The following is a 16,851-nucleotide window of genomic DNA, read 5'->3' on the forward strand; positions in this document are numbered from 1 at the left end:
AATAGTCATGTTACACAAGAAAAAATTATACAGCGCAAAGCGGAGTAGCCTTTTTCGGATCGGTATCAAACAAATCAAATGTTTCGCCTGTCACAAATCCTTTAGAAGCCAATGTCTGCTGGACAGACATTCTGGCCAGCTCTTTCATATTGTTGTCCTGACTCAAATGGGCGAGGTAGATACGAGACGTCTCGTCGCCGATGACATCAGTCATCGCCAACGCAGCATCTTCATTTGAAACGTGCCCGACGTCACTTAAAATCCGCCGCTTAATGCTCCAAGGGTATCTTCCCATTTGCAGCATGCCGACATCATGATTGCTTTCAAAAACGAACACATTCGCCGAGCGGATAATGCCCTTCATCCGGTCGCTGACATACCCTGTATCTGTCATTAACGCGAGCTTGCGCCCATTACAATGAAACACATAAAACATGGGCTCTGCCGCATCGTGAGAGACGCCAAACGATTCTACATCAAGTCCGCCAAACGACTTCACCGTCTCCATCGGAAACTCAAACTTTTGATCGGTATCAATTTTGCCGATCTGGTTCTCCATCGCCTTCCATGTCTTCTCGTTCGCATAGATCGGAAGCTTGTACTTTCTGGCGATGACGCCGAGGCCTTTAATATGGTCACTATGCTCATGCGTCACAAAAATGCCGTCCACATCATCCAGCTTACGTCCGATTTGCGCCATTAATCCGTCCATGGCTTTCCCGCTCAAACCGGCGTCCACTAAAAACGCGTGATCCTCTGTTTCCAGGTAAAACGCATTTCCCGTACTCCCGCTCGCAAGAACGCTAAATTGCAAGCTCATTTCAGTTCACTCCATTATTTTGATTGATCTGTATCTAAAATCGTACTCTCCAAAGCATTCACAGTAAAATACTCTTGCACTTTCTTTTTCTCGCCGTTCACTTTTTTATCATACTCCACCGTAACTCTCCATACCGGAGCCAGCACCTGCGTGCTTGTCAGCGGATATTGCGCCACATAGCCGAATTTGACACTCTTTATGGTGCAGTATTCTTTTAGTTGATTTTGATAGTACAATAATTCAACCGCATCAAGCTCAGTAATTAAGTTTTCTTTCTGAATCTGTTTAAAGGTTTCAAGCGTCGACTGCTCGTATGACACAACCTCGTTTTTATCATTTAAGTGCAAAATCACTTGTCCGATCATATTAGAGGAGTTGTCAGTCTTCTGATAAATGTAATGGCCTTCATACGTTTGGAAGTAAATGATTTCTTTTTTAGATTTATCCACCTTCCAAAACTTATATTTTTCACCATCTTGAATTTTAGAAGACACAAGCGCCTGTGCATCGTCCTCTATGTTTTTCTTTGAAAGGGCAATCGGGCTCGTAAACTTCATCTTTAAGTTCGTTACTTTATGATCATCACTAGGCATATCCATCATAGGCTTTTGATCCTTGAGTGATTCAATTTCATCCTTCGTGAAGACTTTTTGATTGGCTGTGATCCGATAGCCTTCTATCGCTTCTTTATCCAGACCTTCATACGTGATATGGTCTGCCTTCATGTCATGCTCTACATCATTTTTAATGACTTCATATTCTTTACTATTAGATTGCTTCTCAAAAAATTGATAGCCTAAGAAAATATCTAAAATGAGGAAGGCAACGATGAAGATTGTTTTTGTCTTATTCCACTCCATTGTCTGCCCCCTCCTTCGTCAATAATTCCTTCGTAATCGGCACCACTTTTCCATTTATTCTCATAGCCCAAACCGGTTCAAGCTCAACAAGAGGATCATCGTTGGTTGATGTTGAGATCATCTGATACGCAGGGAAAATCTGATCAATTTTGTCCGTATCATACGCCGTTTGTCTGGACAGAAGAGCCCTCACTTCCCTGCCGCTCATCAGCTGTGTCTCACTTGTTTTAATCGGATTCGTTCCAAGACTGTAGTTCGGCCGTTTATAGCTGAGAATATCGTCATTGGCCCATTGGACGGTGATTGCCGAAGTTCCGCCAAACGGTTTAGACATGCTGTTAATGACCGGGAGCTGATCCATAAAGATATAGAAGCTCAGCTGCTGGCTGTCGTTGATATTAAAAAATTGATAGTGATCCGTCCAGCTTCCTGTATCCTCTAGGTACTTCTGGCTCTTTTTGATTAATTCACCTGTTTGATACGAAGTGCTCTGCACTAAATTACGCTGCTGGAATTGAACCTGCCGCTGGGTCAGGCTGACATCTAAACGGCTGATGCCGTCCGTCAGTACATTTCTGTTATTATAATTCGAATCTTCTCTTACAATGCTCGGATCGCTGAACAGCGCTTGTTTAAAAGTGTTTGTTTTAATTGATTCCGTGACAAATTCCTTTTTATCCATCGTAAGCGATTTGTTCGGCAGCAAAAACTCTTTCTTTGTGCCGATCGAGAACAAGCTGTACGCAGGCATATTTGATTCTTTGTTTTTTAAATCGTTCATGATATTCCGGTAGTTTGCTGATTCAACCGTCACTTCCAGAATAAGCTGCTTGCTGTAAGATACCAAATAAATCTTCTTATTCGTTTTTGTTTCATCGAATGGGATCATAATATGATCAAACGAGCTGTATTCAAACGATTGATTGGACCATTTAAACAGCGTTTGAATAATATCAATAGGTATCGTGTCACTGAATTGCAGATCAAGCTTGGCAGCAGAACCGCCTCTTCCAAAAAACCAGCTCTTAAATCCGGCCTTATCATATTGATCCGATATATCTTTAATGCCTTTTACATCCCAATGCGGCAAATCTGACCAGACTTCATCATAAAGCGTTTCATCATCGACCTTATAATGAGCCCCGTCATCATGAATAAACATTTCCCGCGGTTTTACCGTTTCAGACAGCTTTTGGGTATTTTTTTCAATTTTATGCTTCTCACGCACTGTAGACTCTGCTGATGACGAGTCTTCAGAAAAATTAGGCTGAAATGTCCATATACTCCATGTAAAAACAAGACTGATGACGACGAGTACCGTAAGTAATATTGTTTTTATATTTTCACGCTTCATCCCAATCATCCTCTTGTTCCTCTTTATATGGAAGAGTAAAAGTTATCGTTGTTCCTTTTCCTTCTACACTGTCTGCCCAAATATCTCCGCCGTGCGCCTGAACCATTTCCCTGGCAATGGCCAGTCCAAGACCGGTCCCGCCGAGCTTTCTCGTTCTCGCTTTATCAACCCTGTAGAAGCGGTCAAAGACTTTTTCGACATCCTTTTTCGGAATCCCGATCCCTTCATCCTTAACGCTGATATAGAGAAGTTCCTCCTCTTCATTTACGTCAATCGAGAAGGTGACATGTCCGCCTTCAGGTGAGTATTTTAAAGCGTTGGAAATAATATTATCGAGCACCTGCGTAATTTTATCCTGGTCAATCTCCACATACAGGTTTCTGTCCGGCAGATTGCGGATAAATTCCACATGCTGTTCCTTCGTCATTTCAAAACGATCAATAATGAGCGACATAAATCGGACGATTTGAATCCACTCACGATTAAATTGATAATCCTTGCTGTCAAACTTAGAAAGCTGAAGCAAATCGTTTACAAGCCGAATCATCCGCTCTGTTTCATTCTGCGTCACCATTAGGAAACGCGGTGCAATGTCTTTATTTTCCCACGCGCCTTCCGCTAACGCCTCTAAATAACTGCGCATGGTTGTAAGCGGCGTCCGCAGCTCGTGTGATACATTCGCTACAAACTCTCTGCGTTCCTGGTCAATTTTCTCCTGCTCGGTTACATCGTAAATGACAGCAATTAAACCGTCGATTTTGCCATGCTCCCTTTGAATCACGGAGAAATTGACACGAAGCACTGTCAATTCATCGTCGCGCTCAATTTCGAGCAGCATAGAGTCCTGCTGTTCGACTAAATCTTCAAAAGTATAATTCTCTTGAATCCCCAGCAAGCTTGTAATCGGCATTTCTAAGGCTGTTTCACGTGAAACGTTCAGCAGCTCCAGCGCCGGGCTGTTCAAGAGAATAATCGCGCCGTTTCGGTTTGTGGCAATAACGCCATCCGTCATATAGGCAATAACAGAGGAAAGCTTTCTGCGTTCACCCTCTGTCATTGCCTGAGCATCTTCAAGCTCTCTCGTTAAGTGATTAAACGTTGTGGCGAGCTGTCCAATTTCATCATGTCCGTACTTTCTAACCTTCCTGGAGAAATTTCCTTTCGCAAGCTCCATTGCCTGCTTCCTCATATCTGAAAGCGGGTGGGTAATGGTTCTGGCCAGAAAAATACCGAGAAGGGCTGTCAAAACGAGGGCCAAGCCAGTGCCGGAGGCCAGTATCGTGTTGATGGTCTTCATTTGGCCAAAGACATCTTCCATGCTCGCTACTACATAAATCGCTCCGACAACCTCTTGGTTTTCAGTCGTAACGGGCTTTGCTGAAATGAGGACTCTTATTTTGCTTTTCGGGTCATAATATTTTCTAGAATAAGACTGTTTCGTAGAAAAAATTCTTTTGAAAATGAGATCCGTCGTTTGTTTCCCTGCAACTTCTTCTCCATATGGCCTTGAAGAGCCTACCACTTCATAGCTTTTATCAACAAAACTAATTTCCCGAATCTCATCACTCTTCGTAAAGTCATTCAAAATACGGCTGACATCATCCTTAATGACGGTGCTGTCATTATCACTCTTATATTCCTGCTCAATATAATAAGAAAGGTTGTCGATTCGCTGATTAAGCGACTGTTCATAAGAGGTAATCAGCGACTTCTCTACCTGATTGACAAAATACACACCAATGACTTGCATCGCGATGATAATCAAAAGCACATAAATCAAGGTAATCTTAAATTGGATCGACCGAAAAAAACCAACCTTATTCATTGGGCATTAGTCCTGTTCTGGGTTTCTCAAGTAATAACCGACGCCGCGGCGTGTAACAATCCAATTTGGATGGCTTGGGTTGTCCTCAATTTTTTCACGAAGGCGGCGCACTGTTACGTCAACCGTTCTGACATCCCCAAAGTAATCGTAGCCCCAGACCGTTTGCAGCAAGTGCTCACGTGTCATGACTTGTCCGATGTGTTTTGCCAGGTAATGCAGCAATTCGAACTCACGATGGGTTAATTCGATCGTTTCATCCCGTTTTGACACTACATACGCGTCAGGGAAGATGACGAGGGAGCCGATATGAATGTCGTTGGAGGATGATTCTTCCTCCGCTGGCGCTGTTGTCAGCTGGCGGCGCAAGTTCGCTTTCACACGGGCTAAAAGCTCACGTGTGCTGAATGGTTTCGTAACATAGTCATCCGCGCCGATTTCAAGCCCGATGACCTTATCAATTTCTGAATCCTTAGCCGTCAGCATAATGATAGGCATATCGTATTTCTTTCTGACTTCACGGCATACTTCAACGCCGTCTTTATTCGGAAGCATAATATCTAAAAGAATTAAATCAGGCTGAAGCTCTTCCACCATTTCAACGGCTTCATTTCCGTCATAGGCGCAATGCACTTCATAGCCCTCTTTTCTTAAGTTGAATTCTAATATATCTGCAATCGGTTTTTCATCATCTACTACAAGGATCTTTTTATCCATCATCTTTGATTTCCTCCTGCCGAATGGTCTTCATTTCATCTATATCACATTCGTTACATCACTTATGGCCCAAATAGAACAATGGGTCCTTGTCTATTATAACGGTTTAAGGTCAAAAGATAAAAAAAATAAAGGTTTAGAAAAAAACACATTTTTCACCTTCATCCACCAGTTGTCTATCTTTTGTCATGTTTTTCAACTTTTCTTAAAAATGATAATTTAAATGAAACCTCCCCTCACCTGCGTGCGTCTTTTCATTGACGTCTTCTTCTTTGAACCGGCCGCAGGGCCGGTTCTCCCTTTTTCTTCTATTATAACACTCCGCATGTTTATCTTTTTTATAAAGAAAAAACGCACCTACGATTGCAGATGCGTTTGGTAAGTGGCTCGGGACGGAATCGAACCGCCGACACACGGATTTTCAGTCCGTTGCTCTACCAACTGAGCTACCGAGCCAAATCATTTATTTTTCTCTACTAAGTAAAGTAAAATGGCGGTCCGGACGGGACTCGAACCCGCGACCTCCTGCGTGACAGGCAGGCATTCTAACCAACTGAACTACCGGACCTTACAGTAATTTGTCTGGAGAGCTGTCGTGTCAACTCTCGCAGACAAATAAGGAATTTAGCAATAACGCTAAAGTAAATCAATGACCCGTACGGGATTCGAACCCGTGTTACCGCCGTGAAAGGGCGGTGTCTTAACCGCTTGACCAACGGGCCTTCACAAAATGGTGAGCCATGAAGGACTCGAACCTTCGACCCTCTGATTAAAAGTCAGATGCTCTACCAACTGAGCTAATGGCTCTTAAGATGCCGGATTTTTCATAGAGCAAACGACTTAGATCAAGTTCTTATCTTGTACTCTATTGAAGCAGTTTCCGTAACAACGAGATTTATAATATCATGAACAAATAGAAGTGGCAATAACTTTTTTGGTTTTTTTTCATATTTTTTTCTCAGACCAACTTATCTGCAGTTTTCAAACAAAAAACAAGCCCCTGAAAACAGGGGCTTGCGGGTATTCTGCTTAGTTCGCACGGTACACGCTGCGAAGGACATTTGTCTGTGAACGGTCTGGACCGACAGAGAAAATAGAAAGCGGAATGCCTGTCAGCTGAGACACACGCTCAAGATAGTGGCGCGCGTTTTCCGGAAGCTCGCTAAGGCTCTTCGCACCTGTGATATCCTCAGTCCAGCCTGGCATTTCTTCATAAACCGGTTCACATTCTGCAAGTTCTTTAAGACTTGCAGGGAACTCTTCGATGACTTCTCCTTTGTAACGGTAAGCCACACAAATTTTCAGTGTTTCAATACCTGTTAACACGTCAATTGAGTTCAATGAAAGATCTGTGATTCCGCTGACACGGCGGGCGTGGCGGACAACGACACTGTCAAACCAGCCGACACGGCGCGGGCGGCCTGTTGTTGTTCCGTATTCACGTCCGACTTCACGGATTTGATCGCCGATTTTGTCTTTCAGCTCAGTCGGGAAAGGACCATCGCCGACACGAGTCGTATAGGCTTTTGAGACACCGACTACGTGCTGGATTTTTGTCGGGCCGACACCTGAACCGATGGTGACTCCGCCGGCAACCGGGTTAGATGACGTAACAAACGGGTATGTTCCTTGATCGATATCAAGCATAACCCCTTGTGCGCCTTCAAATAACACGCGGCGTCCTTCATCAAGCGCATCATTTAAAACAACGGATGTATCGCAGACATATTTCTTAATCTGCTGTCCGTATTCATAATACTCATCTAAGATATCTTCTATTTTAAATCCTTCTGTCTCGTACATTTTCTCAAGCAGACGGTTTTTTTCTTCAAGATTGCGTTCGAGTTTCTCCGCAAACGCGTCACGATCCAACAGATCCGCGATACGAATGCCGATACGGGCTGCTTTATCCATATAAGCAGGGCCGATTCCTTTTTTCGTTGTGCCGATCTTGTTTGCTCCTTTTCGCTCTTCTTCCACTTCATCCAACTTCAAATGATACGGCAGAATCACGTGAGCTCTGTTGCTGATTCTCAGGTTATCTGTACTGACGTTGCGCTCATGAAGATACGCAAGCTCTGTGACTAATGCTTTTGGATCCACAACCATTCCGTTTCCGATCACACACGTCTTATCTTTATAGAAAATTCCAGACGGGATTAAGTGAAGCTTGTATGTGACTCCGTCAAACTTGATGGTGTGCCCTGCGTTATTTCCGCCTTGATAACGGGCGATCACTTCTGCATTTTCTGACAGGAAATCTGTGATTTTGCCTTTCCCTTCATCGCCCCATTGCGTACCTACTACAACTACTGAAGACATGTCCGTGCACCTCCGTTAACCTTTCAAAAACGATTCTATTCAAACAAATCAAGTTTATCAGTGAAGAAACAGAAAGTCAATTGTAAATCCGAACATTAAATTCTTGTAAATCCAAATTCGTTCGCTTTAAATGACTTTAGAAGCGTTTTCTTAAAGATTTGCCTTGAAAAGCTCATGAAACTTTTATCCTTTAGCAGAGGAAAGAATCACTTGCCTGAAATCCCTTTTGTGTTCATAAACACGATCCGCCAGCCGTCTGGATCCTCTATTGTCACCCCTCCATGACTCCAGTACGGGTTCTCAGGTTCAGCCTCCTGATAGCCCATGCTTTTTAATTTTACAGTGATGGCTTTGATGTCTTCTTCGCTCGGCACATAAAAGACGAGCAGGCTATCTGGGTGGGGAACGGGGGCTGTTCTTTCCTCTGCATGCTGGGTGAATTCCAAGTGGTAATCGGTATGCGGGAGGCCAAACATGACTCCGTCAAACCCATTATGCTGATGAAATTCACCAATTCGTTCTAAGCCCAGCCCTTCTTCATAAAAGCGAATGATCTGATCAAGCCGGCCCGTAGGTCTTGCTATCCGAATTTGCGCGGCATGAAATTGTGAAAAACGATTTCTCATTGTTACCCTCTCCTTTTTGTCTCATTTTATTAAAACGCTTTCATTTTTACATCCGCTAAGTGGCTGGTTCCTCTTCAGTCTTTTGGATGAGAAAACCCCAAGAAGAAGCTCTTGGGGTTTACGCGCCAGGCGGAACACCTGCGTCGTCAAAACGCCGTTCCAGGTTGACGAATTTATTGTATTCTTTTACGAACGCAAGAGACACGGTTCCTACCGGGCCGTTACGCTGTTTGGCAATAATGATTTCGATAATGTTTTTGTTCTCAGATTCTTTGTCATAGTAGTCATCACGGTAAAGGAACGCGACAATATCCGCATCCTGCTCGATACTTCCTGATTCACGGATATCAGACATCATCGGACGTTTATCCTGACGCTGCTCAACGCCACGTGAAAGCTGAGAAAGCGCGATAACAGGGACTTGAAGCTCCCTGGCGATCGATTTCAGTTCACGGGAAATTTCTGATACTTCCTGCTGACGGTTATCCTTTGAACGTCCGCTTCCCTGAATCAATTGCAAGTAATCAATCAAAATCATGCCAAGGCCGCTTTCCTGCTTCAAACGGCGGCATTTGGCGCGGATTTCACTGACACGGATACCCGGTGTATCATCGATATAAATCCCGCTGTTGGACAGGCTTCCCATCGCCATCGTCAGCTTACCCCAATCTTCTTCGGTCAGATTTCCTGTACGAAGATTTTGGGCATTGATATTTCCCTCGGCACAAAGCATACGCATAACGAGCTGCTCGGCACCCATCTCAAGACTGAAAATGGCTACACTCTCGTCGGTCTTCGTCGCTACGTTTTGCGCGATATTCAAGGCAAAGGCCGTTTTCCCTACTGACGGACGGGCAGCCACAATAATCAAGTCATTGCGCTGGAATCCGGCAGTCATCCGATCAAGCTCAGAAAACCCTGTCGGAATCCCGGTAATATCGCCTTTTCGATTGTGAAGTTGCTCGATGTTATCATACGTCTGAACAAGGACATCCTTGATATTTTGGAAGGCGCTTGTATTTTTGCGCTGCGCCACTTCCATAATCGTTTTTTCCGCTTCACTGAGTAAATCTTCGACCTCGTCCTCGCGGGTATATCCGTCCTGAGCGATGGTTGTCGCTGTTCTGATTAACCGGCGAAGAATTGATTTTTCCTCAACGATCTTTGCGTAATATTCTATGTTAGCCGCTGTCGGCACCGAGTTTGCGATATCAGTCAGATACGATATGCCTCCCACTTCTTCCAGCAGGTCCGTGTTGGCAAGCTCTGACGTCACCGTAACTAAATCAACCGGTTCACCGCGGTCTCCGAGCACCAGCATCGCATTATAAATTTTTTGGTGAGACATTCTATAGAAATCATCTGGAATCAATACCTCTGAAGCCAGTGTTAAAGCAGACGGCTGTAAAAAAATAGCGCCTAACACGGCTTGTTCGGCTTCTATATTTTGCGGCGGCAGCCGATCATTCAGAAGGTCTGTCATGCTAAGCACCGTCCTCTCATTAAAAATCTCCAAACTCCATTTTACCATTTATCCAGAAAAAAAATAGAAAAATTCTTTGTTTCCCATTTTTTTCAGTCAGCAGATTGGATAGTTTCGGACAGTGCCAGGCTGGGAAAAAAACTGATAAAACTTGAGGGAGGAATGAATGATGCTGAAAAAATACGCCGTAACACCCAACGTCGATGCGGACGGCTGGTTTATCAAAGTGGAGAATGTGGCGCCTACAGCTTTATACACCTCAAAAGACGCCGCTATTGAAAAAGCGAAGCAGGTAGCCAAAGAGAACAGTCCGGCGAAGCTTGTGATTTATGACCAGCATAAAAATGTGGAAGATGAATTCTCTTTCTAAACTGAAAGCCTTCGCTGCCGCGGGGCTTTTTTTAGCGGGTGCGACACGCTATTCCATCCATTTGAATCCAATACGCATCATGAGATCCGCCGCCTTTTGATACAGCTCCCACTCTTCAAAGGAAGCAAATTTCCCCATCAGCTCCTGAAGCTTATGCCGCAATGCAATATATTCTTCCAATGTGACAGCTTTCTCTGTGTCTATCTGATGCTCATACAGCATTTGTTTTAATAATGATAACGGTTTGTTCATGATGAACCCTCCTTATCTCTTTTATAAGGGGCATTTTCTGAATGCACCATCCCTTTGTGATATCTTCTTACGTTCCGCATCTGATTCTTGTACAATGGACAAAAGAGAGGAGGGATCTTTGTGAGACCTTTGCAAATTTCTGCTGAAACTGCACAAAAGCTTGCAGAGTCTTTGAATCTGCCGCTTGAACAGATCATGCATATGCCTCAGCATATTCTGCTTGCCAAAATGGCTGAATTGCAGAAAGAGGACAAATCATAACCTGCACTCGCATACTTGCTTACATGTATCGGAATGATATTAAGTATATGTTAGAAAAGAGGAGTAACTGCTTTGCCACATCCACAAAATAAAAAAATCCAATCGTTTTGGCTGATTGCCGGTATTATCTTTATTGCGTTTAACTTAAGACCCGCAATCACTTCAGTCGGGCCGGTCATCAGCTCCATCAGGATCGAGCTGCACATGTCCAATGGGGCAGCCGGTTTTTTGACCGCACTGCCGCTGCTTTCGTTTGCCGTTCTTTCTCCGCTCGCGCCTAAGCTCGGACGGCGCCTCGGAAATGAGCGAACCTTATGGCTTGGTCTCCTGATACTGTTTATCGGTGTTTTGATTCGATCTGCCGGCTATACCCCCGCTTTGTTTTTCGGAACGGCACTCATCGGAATCGGAATTGCGATCGGAAACGTACTTTTGCCAAGCTTAATCAAACATAAATACCCTGAAAAGCCAGGGATCATGATCAGCCTGTATACGACATCAATGAATATATTCGCTGCTTTAGCATCAGGTCTCAGCGTTCCTTTAGCGTCCCAGTTGGATGGCGGATGGAAACAGGGATTTCTTTTATGGGGAGGCTTGGCATGTCTAGCCTTGCTGATTTGGATACCTCAGCTTCGCCATCGGGATGCGTCCAACCAGACGCCGCAGCTTAAAACCAGTCCGATTTGGGCTTCCAAAGTGGCATGGTTTGTCACCATCTTCATGGGCCTGCAATCATTTTTATTTTACAGCAGTATCGCCTGGTTTCCTGAGATTCTTCGTTCACACGGGATTGATACGTCAACCGCTGGATGGCTGGTATCACTCATGCAATTTGCGAGTCTGCCTTCCACTTTTCTGACACCGGTTTTAGCTGACCGCGTGAAACATCAGCGCGGTATCGTTGCAGCGCTGACCGCAGTCTATCTGATCGGTCTATGCGGATTATTAACAGGCGGCAGCCATGCGATGCTTGCCATCTGGATGGTGATTATCGGTATCGGACAAGGCTCCAGCATTAGTCTGGCACTCACTCTCATTGGACTCCGCAGTGAAAATGCGTATCAGGCTGCAGCGCTGTCAGGCATGTCACAGTCATTTGGCTACCTTCTTGCAGCCGTCGGGCCGATCTTTGTCGGGTATCTCTTTGACCAGACACATTCATGGACAATGCCGATTGTGCTTCTTATTGCTGCTTTAATCGTCATGGGAACAGCAGGACTCGGGGCAGGACGCGATCGATACGTCCTTCAGACAGAGAGAAAGAGAAATTCAGCGTAAAAAAAGGGCGGGGAAGTTGTCTCCGTCTCTTTTTTTATGAAAAAGCTGTCAGACATTCCTTGAATCTTTATGGTTTATTCATAAGTTTTTCATATTTGTTTTTTACAATAGGACATCATAAAGAGGTGAAAAACGATGAAAACCAAACGTTTCGACACAGTCCTTATTGTTATTTTGCTTGCAGCGGCTTTTCTCAACACCTATCACATTTGGCAGGATGACGCCGCGAACCAATACTATCTGGCAGCGGTGAAAAGCATGACGCAAAGCTTCCACAATTTCTTCTATGCGTCATTTGACCCTTCTGGATTCGTAACAGTCGATAAGCCGCCTGTTGTTTTGTGGATTCAAACGATTTTCGCGCTGATCTTTGGTGTTCATACGTGGAGTGTCATCATTCCTCAGGCTCTCGCCGGGGTTGGATCGGTATTCCTTCTGTACAGAATGATCAAACCGACATTTGGCATTGGAGCGGCCCGCGCCGCCGCACTTGTCATGGCGCTGACACCGATCGCAGTCGCCGTCAGCCGGACAAACAACATTGACAGTATGCTTGTCTTTACCTTATTGCTCGGTTCATCATGCCTGCTTCGGGCGGTCAAACAAGGCAAGCTCGTTTGGCTCCTGACGGCTTTTGGCCTGATCGGCCTTGCATTTAATATGAAAATGATGCAAGCCTTTATGGTATTACCTGCATTTGTGTTATTCTACCTGATTGCTTCTCGGGCTTCGCTAAAGAAAAAAATAGGTTCGCTGATTCTGTCTCTTATCCTCCTAACCGGTATATCGCTCTCATGGGCGGTTATTGTGGATTCAACATCCTCCTCCAGCCGGCCGTATATCGGAAGCAGCCAGACAAACTCTGTGTTAGAACTCGCCTTCGGATATAACGGCACAGAGCGGCTGCTTGGGCAAACCACCGGCCTTGCACGCGGTGCAGGCGGCGGTAACATGCAGAATAATGGCACGATGCAAGCGCCAAATCACAATGAATCCTCTGACGGAACCTCTTCATCTCAGAACAGAAACAGCAAGGCAGATGGAAATCAAAACAGCACCGGTTCCTTCGGGGGCAATGCACAGGCTCCTCAGCCGCCTTCTGGACAAAGCGGCGCTTCCAATGGAGGGGGAGGCACACCTCCAACAGGCGGACCAGGAAATGGAGGACCCGGCGGTGGCGGCGGAAAAAGCATGAACATGTTCGGCACAGGTGATGCAGGACTGCTTCGTCTCTTCCAATCTGCTCTTTCCGGCCAGATCAGCTGGATGCTTCCATTCGCATTGATCGGATTACTAGGTGTAATTGTCAGCTGGTACCGTGATCGCCGCGGTCAGGCTACAGAAATGAAAGAAACGATATTCTGGACAGCATGGCTCTTACCTGTGGCAGGTTTCTTCAGCATCGCGGGATTCTTCCACCAGTATTACTTGATTATGCTGGCACCGCCGATTGCCGCACTTTCCGGTATCGGATGGTATACAATGTATCGCTTATACAAAAACAATAAAGATTGGGCAAGCTGCCTGCTGCCAGCGGCCGTCTTCATCACAGCCGCATTCCAAGTCTATATGTTAAGTGCTTATACAAGCCAAATCGGCAGTGGTTGGATGTATGTACTCGGACTCGCAGGACTCGGCATCACCATTGCTCTGCTCATGTTCAAAAGCAGCAAACAGCTAATCATTGTCAGCTTATGCGTGCTGCTGCTCGCACCAATCTACTGGTCAACAACGCCGCTTTTATACGGGGGCAACAGCGTTCTTCCTGAATCCGGCCCGCAGCTTAAAAGCTCGGCAAACGGAGGAAACATGTTCTCCTCAGAAATGGACACCGGTCTCCTGTCTTATCTGAGGGAGCATAATACCGGCGAAGAGTATTTATTTGCTACGTTGACAACCGTAACGGCTGCGCCATATATCATCAATACAGATGAATCTGTCATGGCACTCGGCGGCTTCAACGGCACAGATCCGATTCTGACTGTCTCTGAGCTGAAAAAACTGGTCAATGAGGGCAAAGTGAAATACTTCCTGCTATCAGAAACTAACTCAGGCAATACTGAACTCGTTTCTTGGATCAAGAAACACGGCCAAGAAATATCTTCTGACGAGTACAGCAGTTCCACGAGCAGCACAAGCAGCCTGCAAGGCATGAAAGGTGGACCTGGCGGAGAAAGCCGGCAAACCCTTTATCTCACAGAATAAAAAAAGAGGCTTGGATCAATCCAAGCCTCTTTTCTATTAAGCTTCTTCTTTCACATGTACCTTTAACACAGCCTGCACCTCAGGATGCAATTTCACAGGAACGTTTGTATATCCTAACGCACGGATGCCGTCCGGCAGTTCCAGCTTCCGCTTATCCACTTTAATGTTATGGTCTTTTTGAAGCTGTTCAGTAATTTGCTTGCTTGTGACAGAGCCGAACAAACGGCCGCCTTCACCTGATTTCGCGCTGAGCTCAACAGTCAGTTTTTCTAATGTTTCTTTTAAACTCTTTGCCTGCTCAAGCTCTGCGATGGCTTCTTTTTTCTCTTTCTGCTTTTGACCGTTTAGTACACTGATGTTTGACGCGTTCGCTTCAACCGCGAGGCCTTTTTTAATCAGAAAGTTATGCGCATAACCGTCTGCTACGTTTTTCACTTCGCCTTTTTTTCCTTTTCCTTTTACATCCTGTAAGAAAATAACCTTCATCTTTGTACGCCTCCCTCAAAATACTCATCTATGGCGCCCTTCAGCCGCTCCAGCGCTTCTGTTACTGAAATGCCGGATAACTGAGTCGCCGCATTTGTTAAATGTCCTCCGCCTTCCAGCGCCTCCATGATGATCTGAACATTCACATCGCCAAGAGACCTCGCACTGATACAAACAGTTTGTTCATCACGTCTTGCTACCGCAAATGAAGCCTCAACCTCGCTCATCGACAGCAGTGAATCCGCAGCCTGCGCAATCAGCACTTGATCGAAATATTCATCCTCATTCTCAGGCAGAGACGCAATCGCGATGTTCTCTTTATAGAGGGCCGTATGCTGGATCAGCTTCGCCCGTTTAATATAGGAATCAACGGTTTCTTTGAGGAACTTCTGCACAAGCACCGTATCGGCGCCTTTCGCTCTTAAATATGAAGCTGCATCAAAGGTCCGCGAGCCCGTGCGGAGTGAAAAGCTCTTTGTATCCACTATTATACCAGCTAATAGGGCGGTTGCTTCAATCATATTGATTTTTAAGCGCTTCGGCTGATACTCTAGCAGCTCTGTCACCAATTCCGCTGTTGATGAAGCGTACGGCTCCATATAGACGAGCAGCGGGTCTCTGATAAATTCTTCGCCTCTGCGGTGATGGTCGATGACCACAATATGTTCAATTTTGTTTACCAGCCGTTCTTCCATGACAAGCGACGGCTTATGTGTATCCACGATGACAAGCAGCGTGTCGTCATTGGCAATTTCCATCGCTTCTTCAGGCGTAATGAACCTTGACCACAGATCTTCATATTTTTTAATTTCCTCAATCAAGCGCTGCACACTTGAACCGATTTGATTCGGATCAATCACAATAAATCCATCTTTGTTATTTGCCTGTGACACCTTTAATATCCCGATCGCCGCGCCGATAGAATCCATGTCGGGGAATTTGTGTCCCATGATAATCACATTGCTGCTTTCAGAAACGATTTCCTTTAAAGCATGAGAAATCACGCGGGCGCGCACCCTTGTTCGCTTCTCCATCGGGTTTGTTTTACCGCCGTAAAACTTCACTTTACCGTTTGGCAGCTTAATGGCTACCTGGTCTCCGCCGCGTCCCAGCGCTAAGTCCAGACTGGATTGCGCCAAATCGCCAAGCTCTTTTAGCGATGAGACCGAAGCTCCTATACCAACGCTTAAGGTCAGCGCAACGCCGTCAAATGAAGTTTTTTCCCGTACCTCATCCAGAATCGAAAACTTCGAATTTTCAAGTTCGGTTAAAATGTGTTCATTAAGCACAGCAATGAAACGTTCGGATGAAGTCCTTTTCAGGAATATTCCATACTCCTGCGCCCAAGCGTTGAGCAAAGATGTCACTTGGCTGTTCATCGTGCTTCTCGTCTGGTCGTCTAATCCTTGGGTCACATCATCATAGTTATCAAGGAAAATATAGGCCAGCACAGTTCTTTCATTTTCATATTGCTTTTCAATCTGTATCTGTTCCGTCACATCGAAGAAATAAAGCAGACGCTCATCCCGTTTGATGACCACTTTAAATTTTCGGTCATTCAATGTAACCGTTTCCGATTCTACCTCTTGTTTGATGAGCGGCACAACTGATTCACAAGTATCATAAAGTGATCTCCCCACTAATGTACTTTCATTAAAGCAAGAAGAGAGAAACGGATTTGCCCATTCTATATAGTATTGATCATTAAAAAGCATGATGCCGATCGGCATTTCCATCAATGCCTCTTCACCGACTTTTTTCAACCTGTAGGATAACGTAGAAATATAAGCGTCAATCTCTTTTCGAATAAGAGAATCCGCGCGTTTTATAAAAAACAGTATAACTGCAAGCAGCAACACTTCGACGGTTCCTATGATCCAGTTAAAATAAAAGCTGATGAGGATTGTAATGATTGACAAAGTAATCAATGCATAGATGGGATACCGAAACAACGGTTTTTCATAAAAGCTTGGCATTTCTATCACTCCCCAC

General features: G+C 45.0%; 15 protein-coding genes and 4 tRNA genes. 4 read left to right on the plus strand and 15 right to left on the minus strand.

The features are described 5' to 3' along the window. Positions 1-25: 25 nt before the first annotated feature. From AU387_RS07260 to dnaB, 12 genes are all read right to left on the minus strand, one after another. Complete coding sequence (locus tag AU387_RS07260) at positions 26-820, minus strand: MBL fold metallo-hydrolase (protein WP_024123515.1); 795 nt, start codon at positions 818-820, stop codon at positions 26-28. Positions 821-834: 14 nt separating this feature from the next. After that, positions 835-1,680, minus strand: a complete 846-nt coding sequence (locus AU387_RS07265; RefSeq protein ID WP_044160203.1) for a two-component system regulatory protein YycI — start codon at positions 1,678-1,680, stop codon at positions 835-837. Then, positions 1,667-3,034 (minus strand): two-component system activity regulator YycH, encoded by a 1,368-nt coding sequence (gene yycH, locus AU387_RS07270; RefSeq protein ID WP_059335380.1) that lies wholly within the window; start codon positions 3,032-3,034, stop codon positions 1,667-1,669. Before yycH ends, AU387_RS07265 begins: the two co-directional genes overlap by 14 nt. Beyond that, positions 3,024-4,859 carry a cell wall metabolism sensor histidine kinase WalK gene (walK, locus tag AU387_RS07275; RefSeq protein WP_044160205.1) on the minus strand — a complete coding sequence of 612 codons (1,836 nt, stop codon included), beginning with the start codon at positions 4,857-4,859 and terminating at the stop codon, positions 3,024-3,026. The genes yycH and walK overlap by 11 nt, the downstream gene beginning before the upstream one ends. A 6-nt stretch (positions 4,860-4,865) precedes the next feature. Beyond that, positions 4,866-5,573 carry a cell wall metabolism DNA-binding response regulator WalR gene (gene walR, locus AU387_RS07280; RefSeq protein WP_010332599.1) on the minus strand — a complete coding sequence of 236 codons (708 nt, stop codon included), beginning with the start codon at positions 5,571-5,573 and terminating at the stop codon, positions 4,866-4,868. A gap of 383 nt (positions 5,574-5,956) precedes the next feature. After that, positions 5,957-6,029, minus strand: a tRNA-Phe gene (locus tag AU387_RS07285). Between the two features lie 35 nt (positions 6,030-6,064). Further along, positions 6,065-6,141 (minus strand) — tRNA-Asp (locus AU387_RS07290). A gap of 82 nt (positions 6,142-6,223) precedes the next feature. Continuing rightward, positions 6,224-6,295, minus strand: a tRNA-Glu gene (locus tag AU387_RS07295). A 9-nt stretch (positions 6,296-6,304) separates the two neighbouring features. After that, positions 6,305-6,380 (minus strand) — tRNA-Lys (locus tag AU387_RS07300). Between the two features lie 222 nt (positions 6,381-6,602). Beyond that, a complete protein-coding gene (gene purA / locus AU387_RS07305; protein WP_059335328.1) occupies positions 6,603-7,895 on the minus strand; it encodes an adenylosuccinate synthase in 1,293 nt (430 codons plus the stop codon). Between the two features lie 206 nt (positions 7,896-8,101). Further along, on the minus strand, positions 8,102-8,521 hold the full coding sequence (locus tag AU387_RS07310; RefSeq protein ID WP_044160212.1) for a VOC family protein: 420 nt from the start codon (positions 8,519-8,521) through the stop codon (positions 8,102-8,104). A 118-nt stretch (positions 8,522-8,639) separates the two neighbouring features. Then, on the minus strand, positions 8,640-10,004 hold the full coding sequence (gene dnaB / locus AU387_RS07315; protein ID WP_024123520.1) for a replicative DNA helicase: 1,365 nt from the start codon (positions 10,002-10,004) through the stop codon (positions 8,640-8,642). A 169-nt stretch (positions 10,005-10,173) separates the two neighbouring features. On the opposite strand from dnaB, the gene AU387_RS07320 reads away from it, so the two are divergent. Next, positions 10,174-10,374: a DUF2188 domain-containing protein gene (locus AU387_RS07320; RefSeq protein WP_044160214.1), complete on the plus strand. Its 201-nt coding sequence runs from the start codon at positions 10,174-10,176 to the stop codon at positions 10,372-10,374. 48 nt (positions 10,375-10,422) lie between these two features. On the opposite strand, the gene AU387_RS07325 is transcribed toward AU387_RS07320, so the two are convergent. Beyond that, a complete protein-coding gene (locus tag AU387_RS07325; RefSeq protein ID WP_059335329.1) occupies positions 10,423-10,626 on the minus strand; it encodes a hypothetical protein in 204 nt (67 codons plus the stop codon). 120 nt (positions 10,627-10,746) lie between these two features. Between AU387_RS07325 and AU387_RS20430 the strand changes: the two genes are divergently transcribed. The 3 genes from AU387_RS20430 to AU387_RS07335 all read left to right on the plus strand — a co-directional run bounded on the left by AU387_RS20430 (position 10,747) and on the right by AU387_RS07335 (position 14,373). After that, positions 10,747-10,887: a YycC family protein gene (locus tag AU387_RS20430; RefSeq protein WP_003242786.1), complete on the plus strand. Its 141-nt coding sequence runs from the start codon at positions 10,747-10,749 to the stop codon at positions 10,885-10,887. A gap of 72 nt (positions 10,888-10,959) precedes the next feature. Next, positions 10,960-12,168: a CynX/NimT family MFS transporter gene (locus tag AU387_RS07330; RefSeq protein ID WP_059335330.1), complete on the plus strand. Its 1,209-nt coding sequence runs from the start codon at positions 10,960-10,962 to the stop codon at positions 12,166-12,168. 135 nt (positions 12,169-12,303) lie between these two features. Next, a complete protein-coding gene (locus AU387_RS07335; protein WP_059335331.1) occupies positions 12,304-14,373 on the plus strand; it encodes an ArnT family glycosyltransferase in 2,070 nt (689 codons plus the stop codon). Between the two features lie 36 nt (positions 14,374-14,409). Here the strand turns inward: AU387_RS07335 and rplI are convergent, their stop codons facing one another. After that, positions 14,410-14,859, minus strand: coding sequence for a 50S ribosomal protein L9 (gene rplI / locus AU387_RS07340; protein WP_010332608.1), 450 nt, complete (start codon positions 14,857-14,859; stop codon positions 14,410-14,412). Further along, entirely contained in the window at positions 14,856-16,835 is a 1,980-nt protein-coding gene (gdpP, locus tag AU387_RS07345) for a cyclic-di-AMP phosphodiesterase GdpP (protein WP_044160221.1), read from the minus strand. Before gdpP ends, rplI begins: the two co-directional genes overlap by 4 nt. Positions 16,836-16,851 lie beyond the last annotated feature (16 nt).

It is taken from the genome of Bacillus halotolerans, assembly GCF_001517105.1.
In the GTDB taxonomy this organism is placed as follows: Bacteria; Bacillota; Bacilli; order Bacillales; family Bacillaceae; genus Bacillus; species Bacillus halotolerans.

Excerpts from the sequence above, each read along its gene's own strand:
- AU387_RS07260 (WP_024123515.1), bottom strand. The coding sequence starts at position 820 with ATGAGCTTGCAATTTAGCGTTCTTGCGAGCGGGAGTACGGGAAATGCG.
- AU387_RS07265 (WP_044160203.1), bottom strand. The coding sequence starts at position 1,680 with ATGGAGTGGAATAAGACAAAAACAATCTTCATCGTTGCCTTCCTCATT.
- yycH (WP_059335380.1), bottom strand. The coding sequence starts at position 3,034 with ATGAAGCGTGAAAATATAAAAACAATATTACTTACGGTACTCGTCGTC.
- walK (WP_044160205.1), bottom strand. The coding sequence starts at position 4,859 with ATGAATAAGGTTGGTTTTTTTCGGTCGATCCAATTTAAGATTACCTTG.
- walR (WP_010332599.1), bottom strand. The coding sequence starts at position 5,573 with ATGGATAAAAAGATCCTTGTAGTAGATGATGAAAAACCGATTGCAGAT.
- purA (WP_059335328.1), bottom strand. The coding sequence starts at position 7,895 with ATGTCTTCAGTAGTTGTAGTAGGTACGCAATGGGGCGATGAAGGGAAA.
- AU387_RS07310 (WP_044160212.1), bottom strand. The coding sequence starts at position 8,521 with ATGAGAAATCGTTTTTCACAATTTCATGCCGCGCAAATTCGGATAGCA.
- dnaB (WP_024123520.1), bottom strand. The coding sequence starts at position 10,004 with ATGACAGACCTTCTGAATGATCGGCTGCCGCCGCAAAATATAGAAGCC.
- AU387_RS07320 (WP_044160214.1), top strand. The coding sequence starts at position 10,174 with ATGCTGAAAAAATACGCCGTAACACCCAACGTCGATGCGGACGGCTGG.
- AU387_RS07325 (WP_059335329.1), bottom strand. The coding sequence starts at position 10,626 with ATGAACAAACCGTTATCATTATTAAAACAAATGCTGTATGAGCATCAG.
- AU387_RS07335 (WP_059335331.1), top strand. The coding sequence starts at position 12,304 with ATGAAAACCAAACGTTTCGACACAGTCCTTATTGTTATTTTGCTTGCA.
- rplI (WP_010332608.1), bottom strand. The coding sequence starts at position 14,859 with ATGAAGGTTATTTTCTTACAGGATGTAAAAGGAAAAGGAAAAAAAGGC.
- gdpP (WP_044160221.1), bottom strand. The coding sequence starts at position 16,835 with ATGCCAAGCTTTTATGAAAAACCGTTGTTTCGGTATCCCATCTATGCA.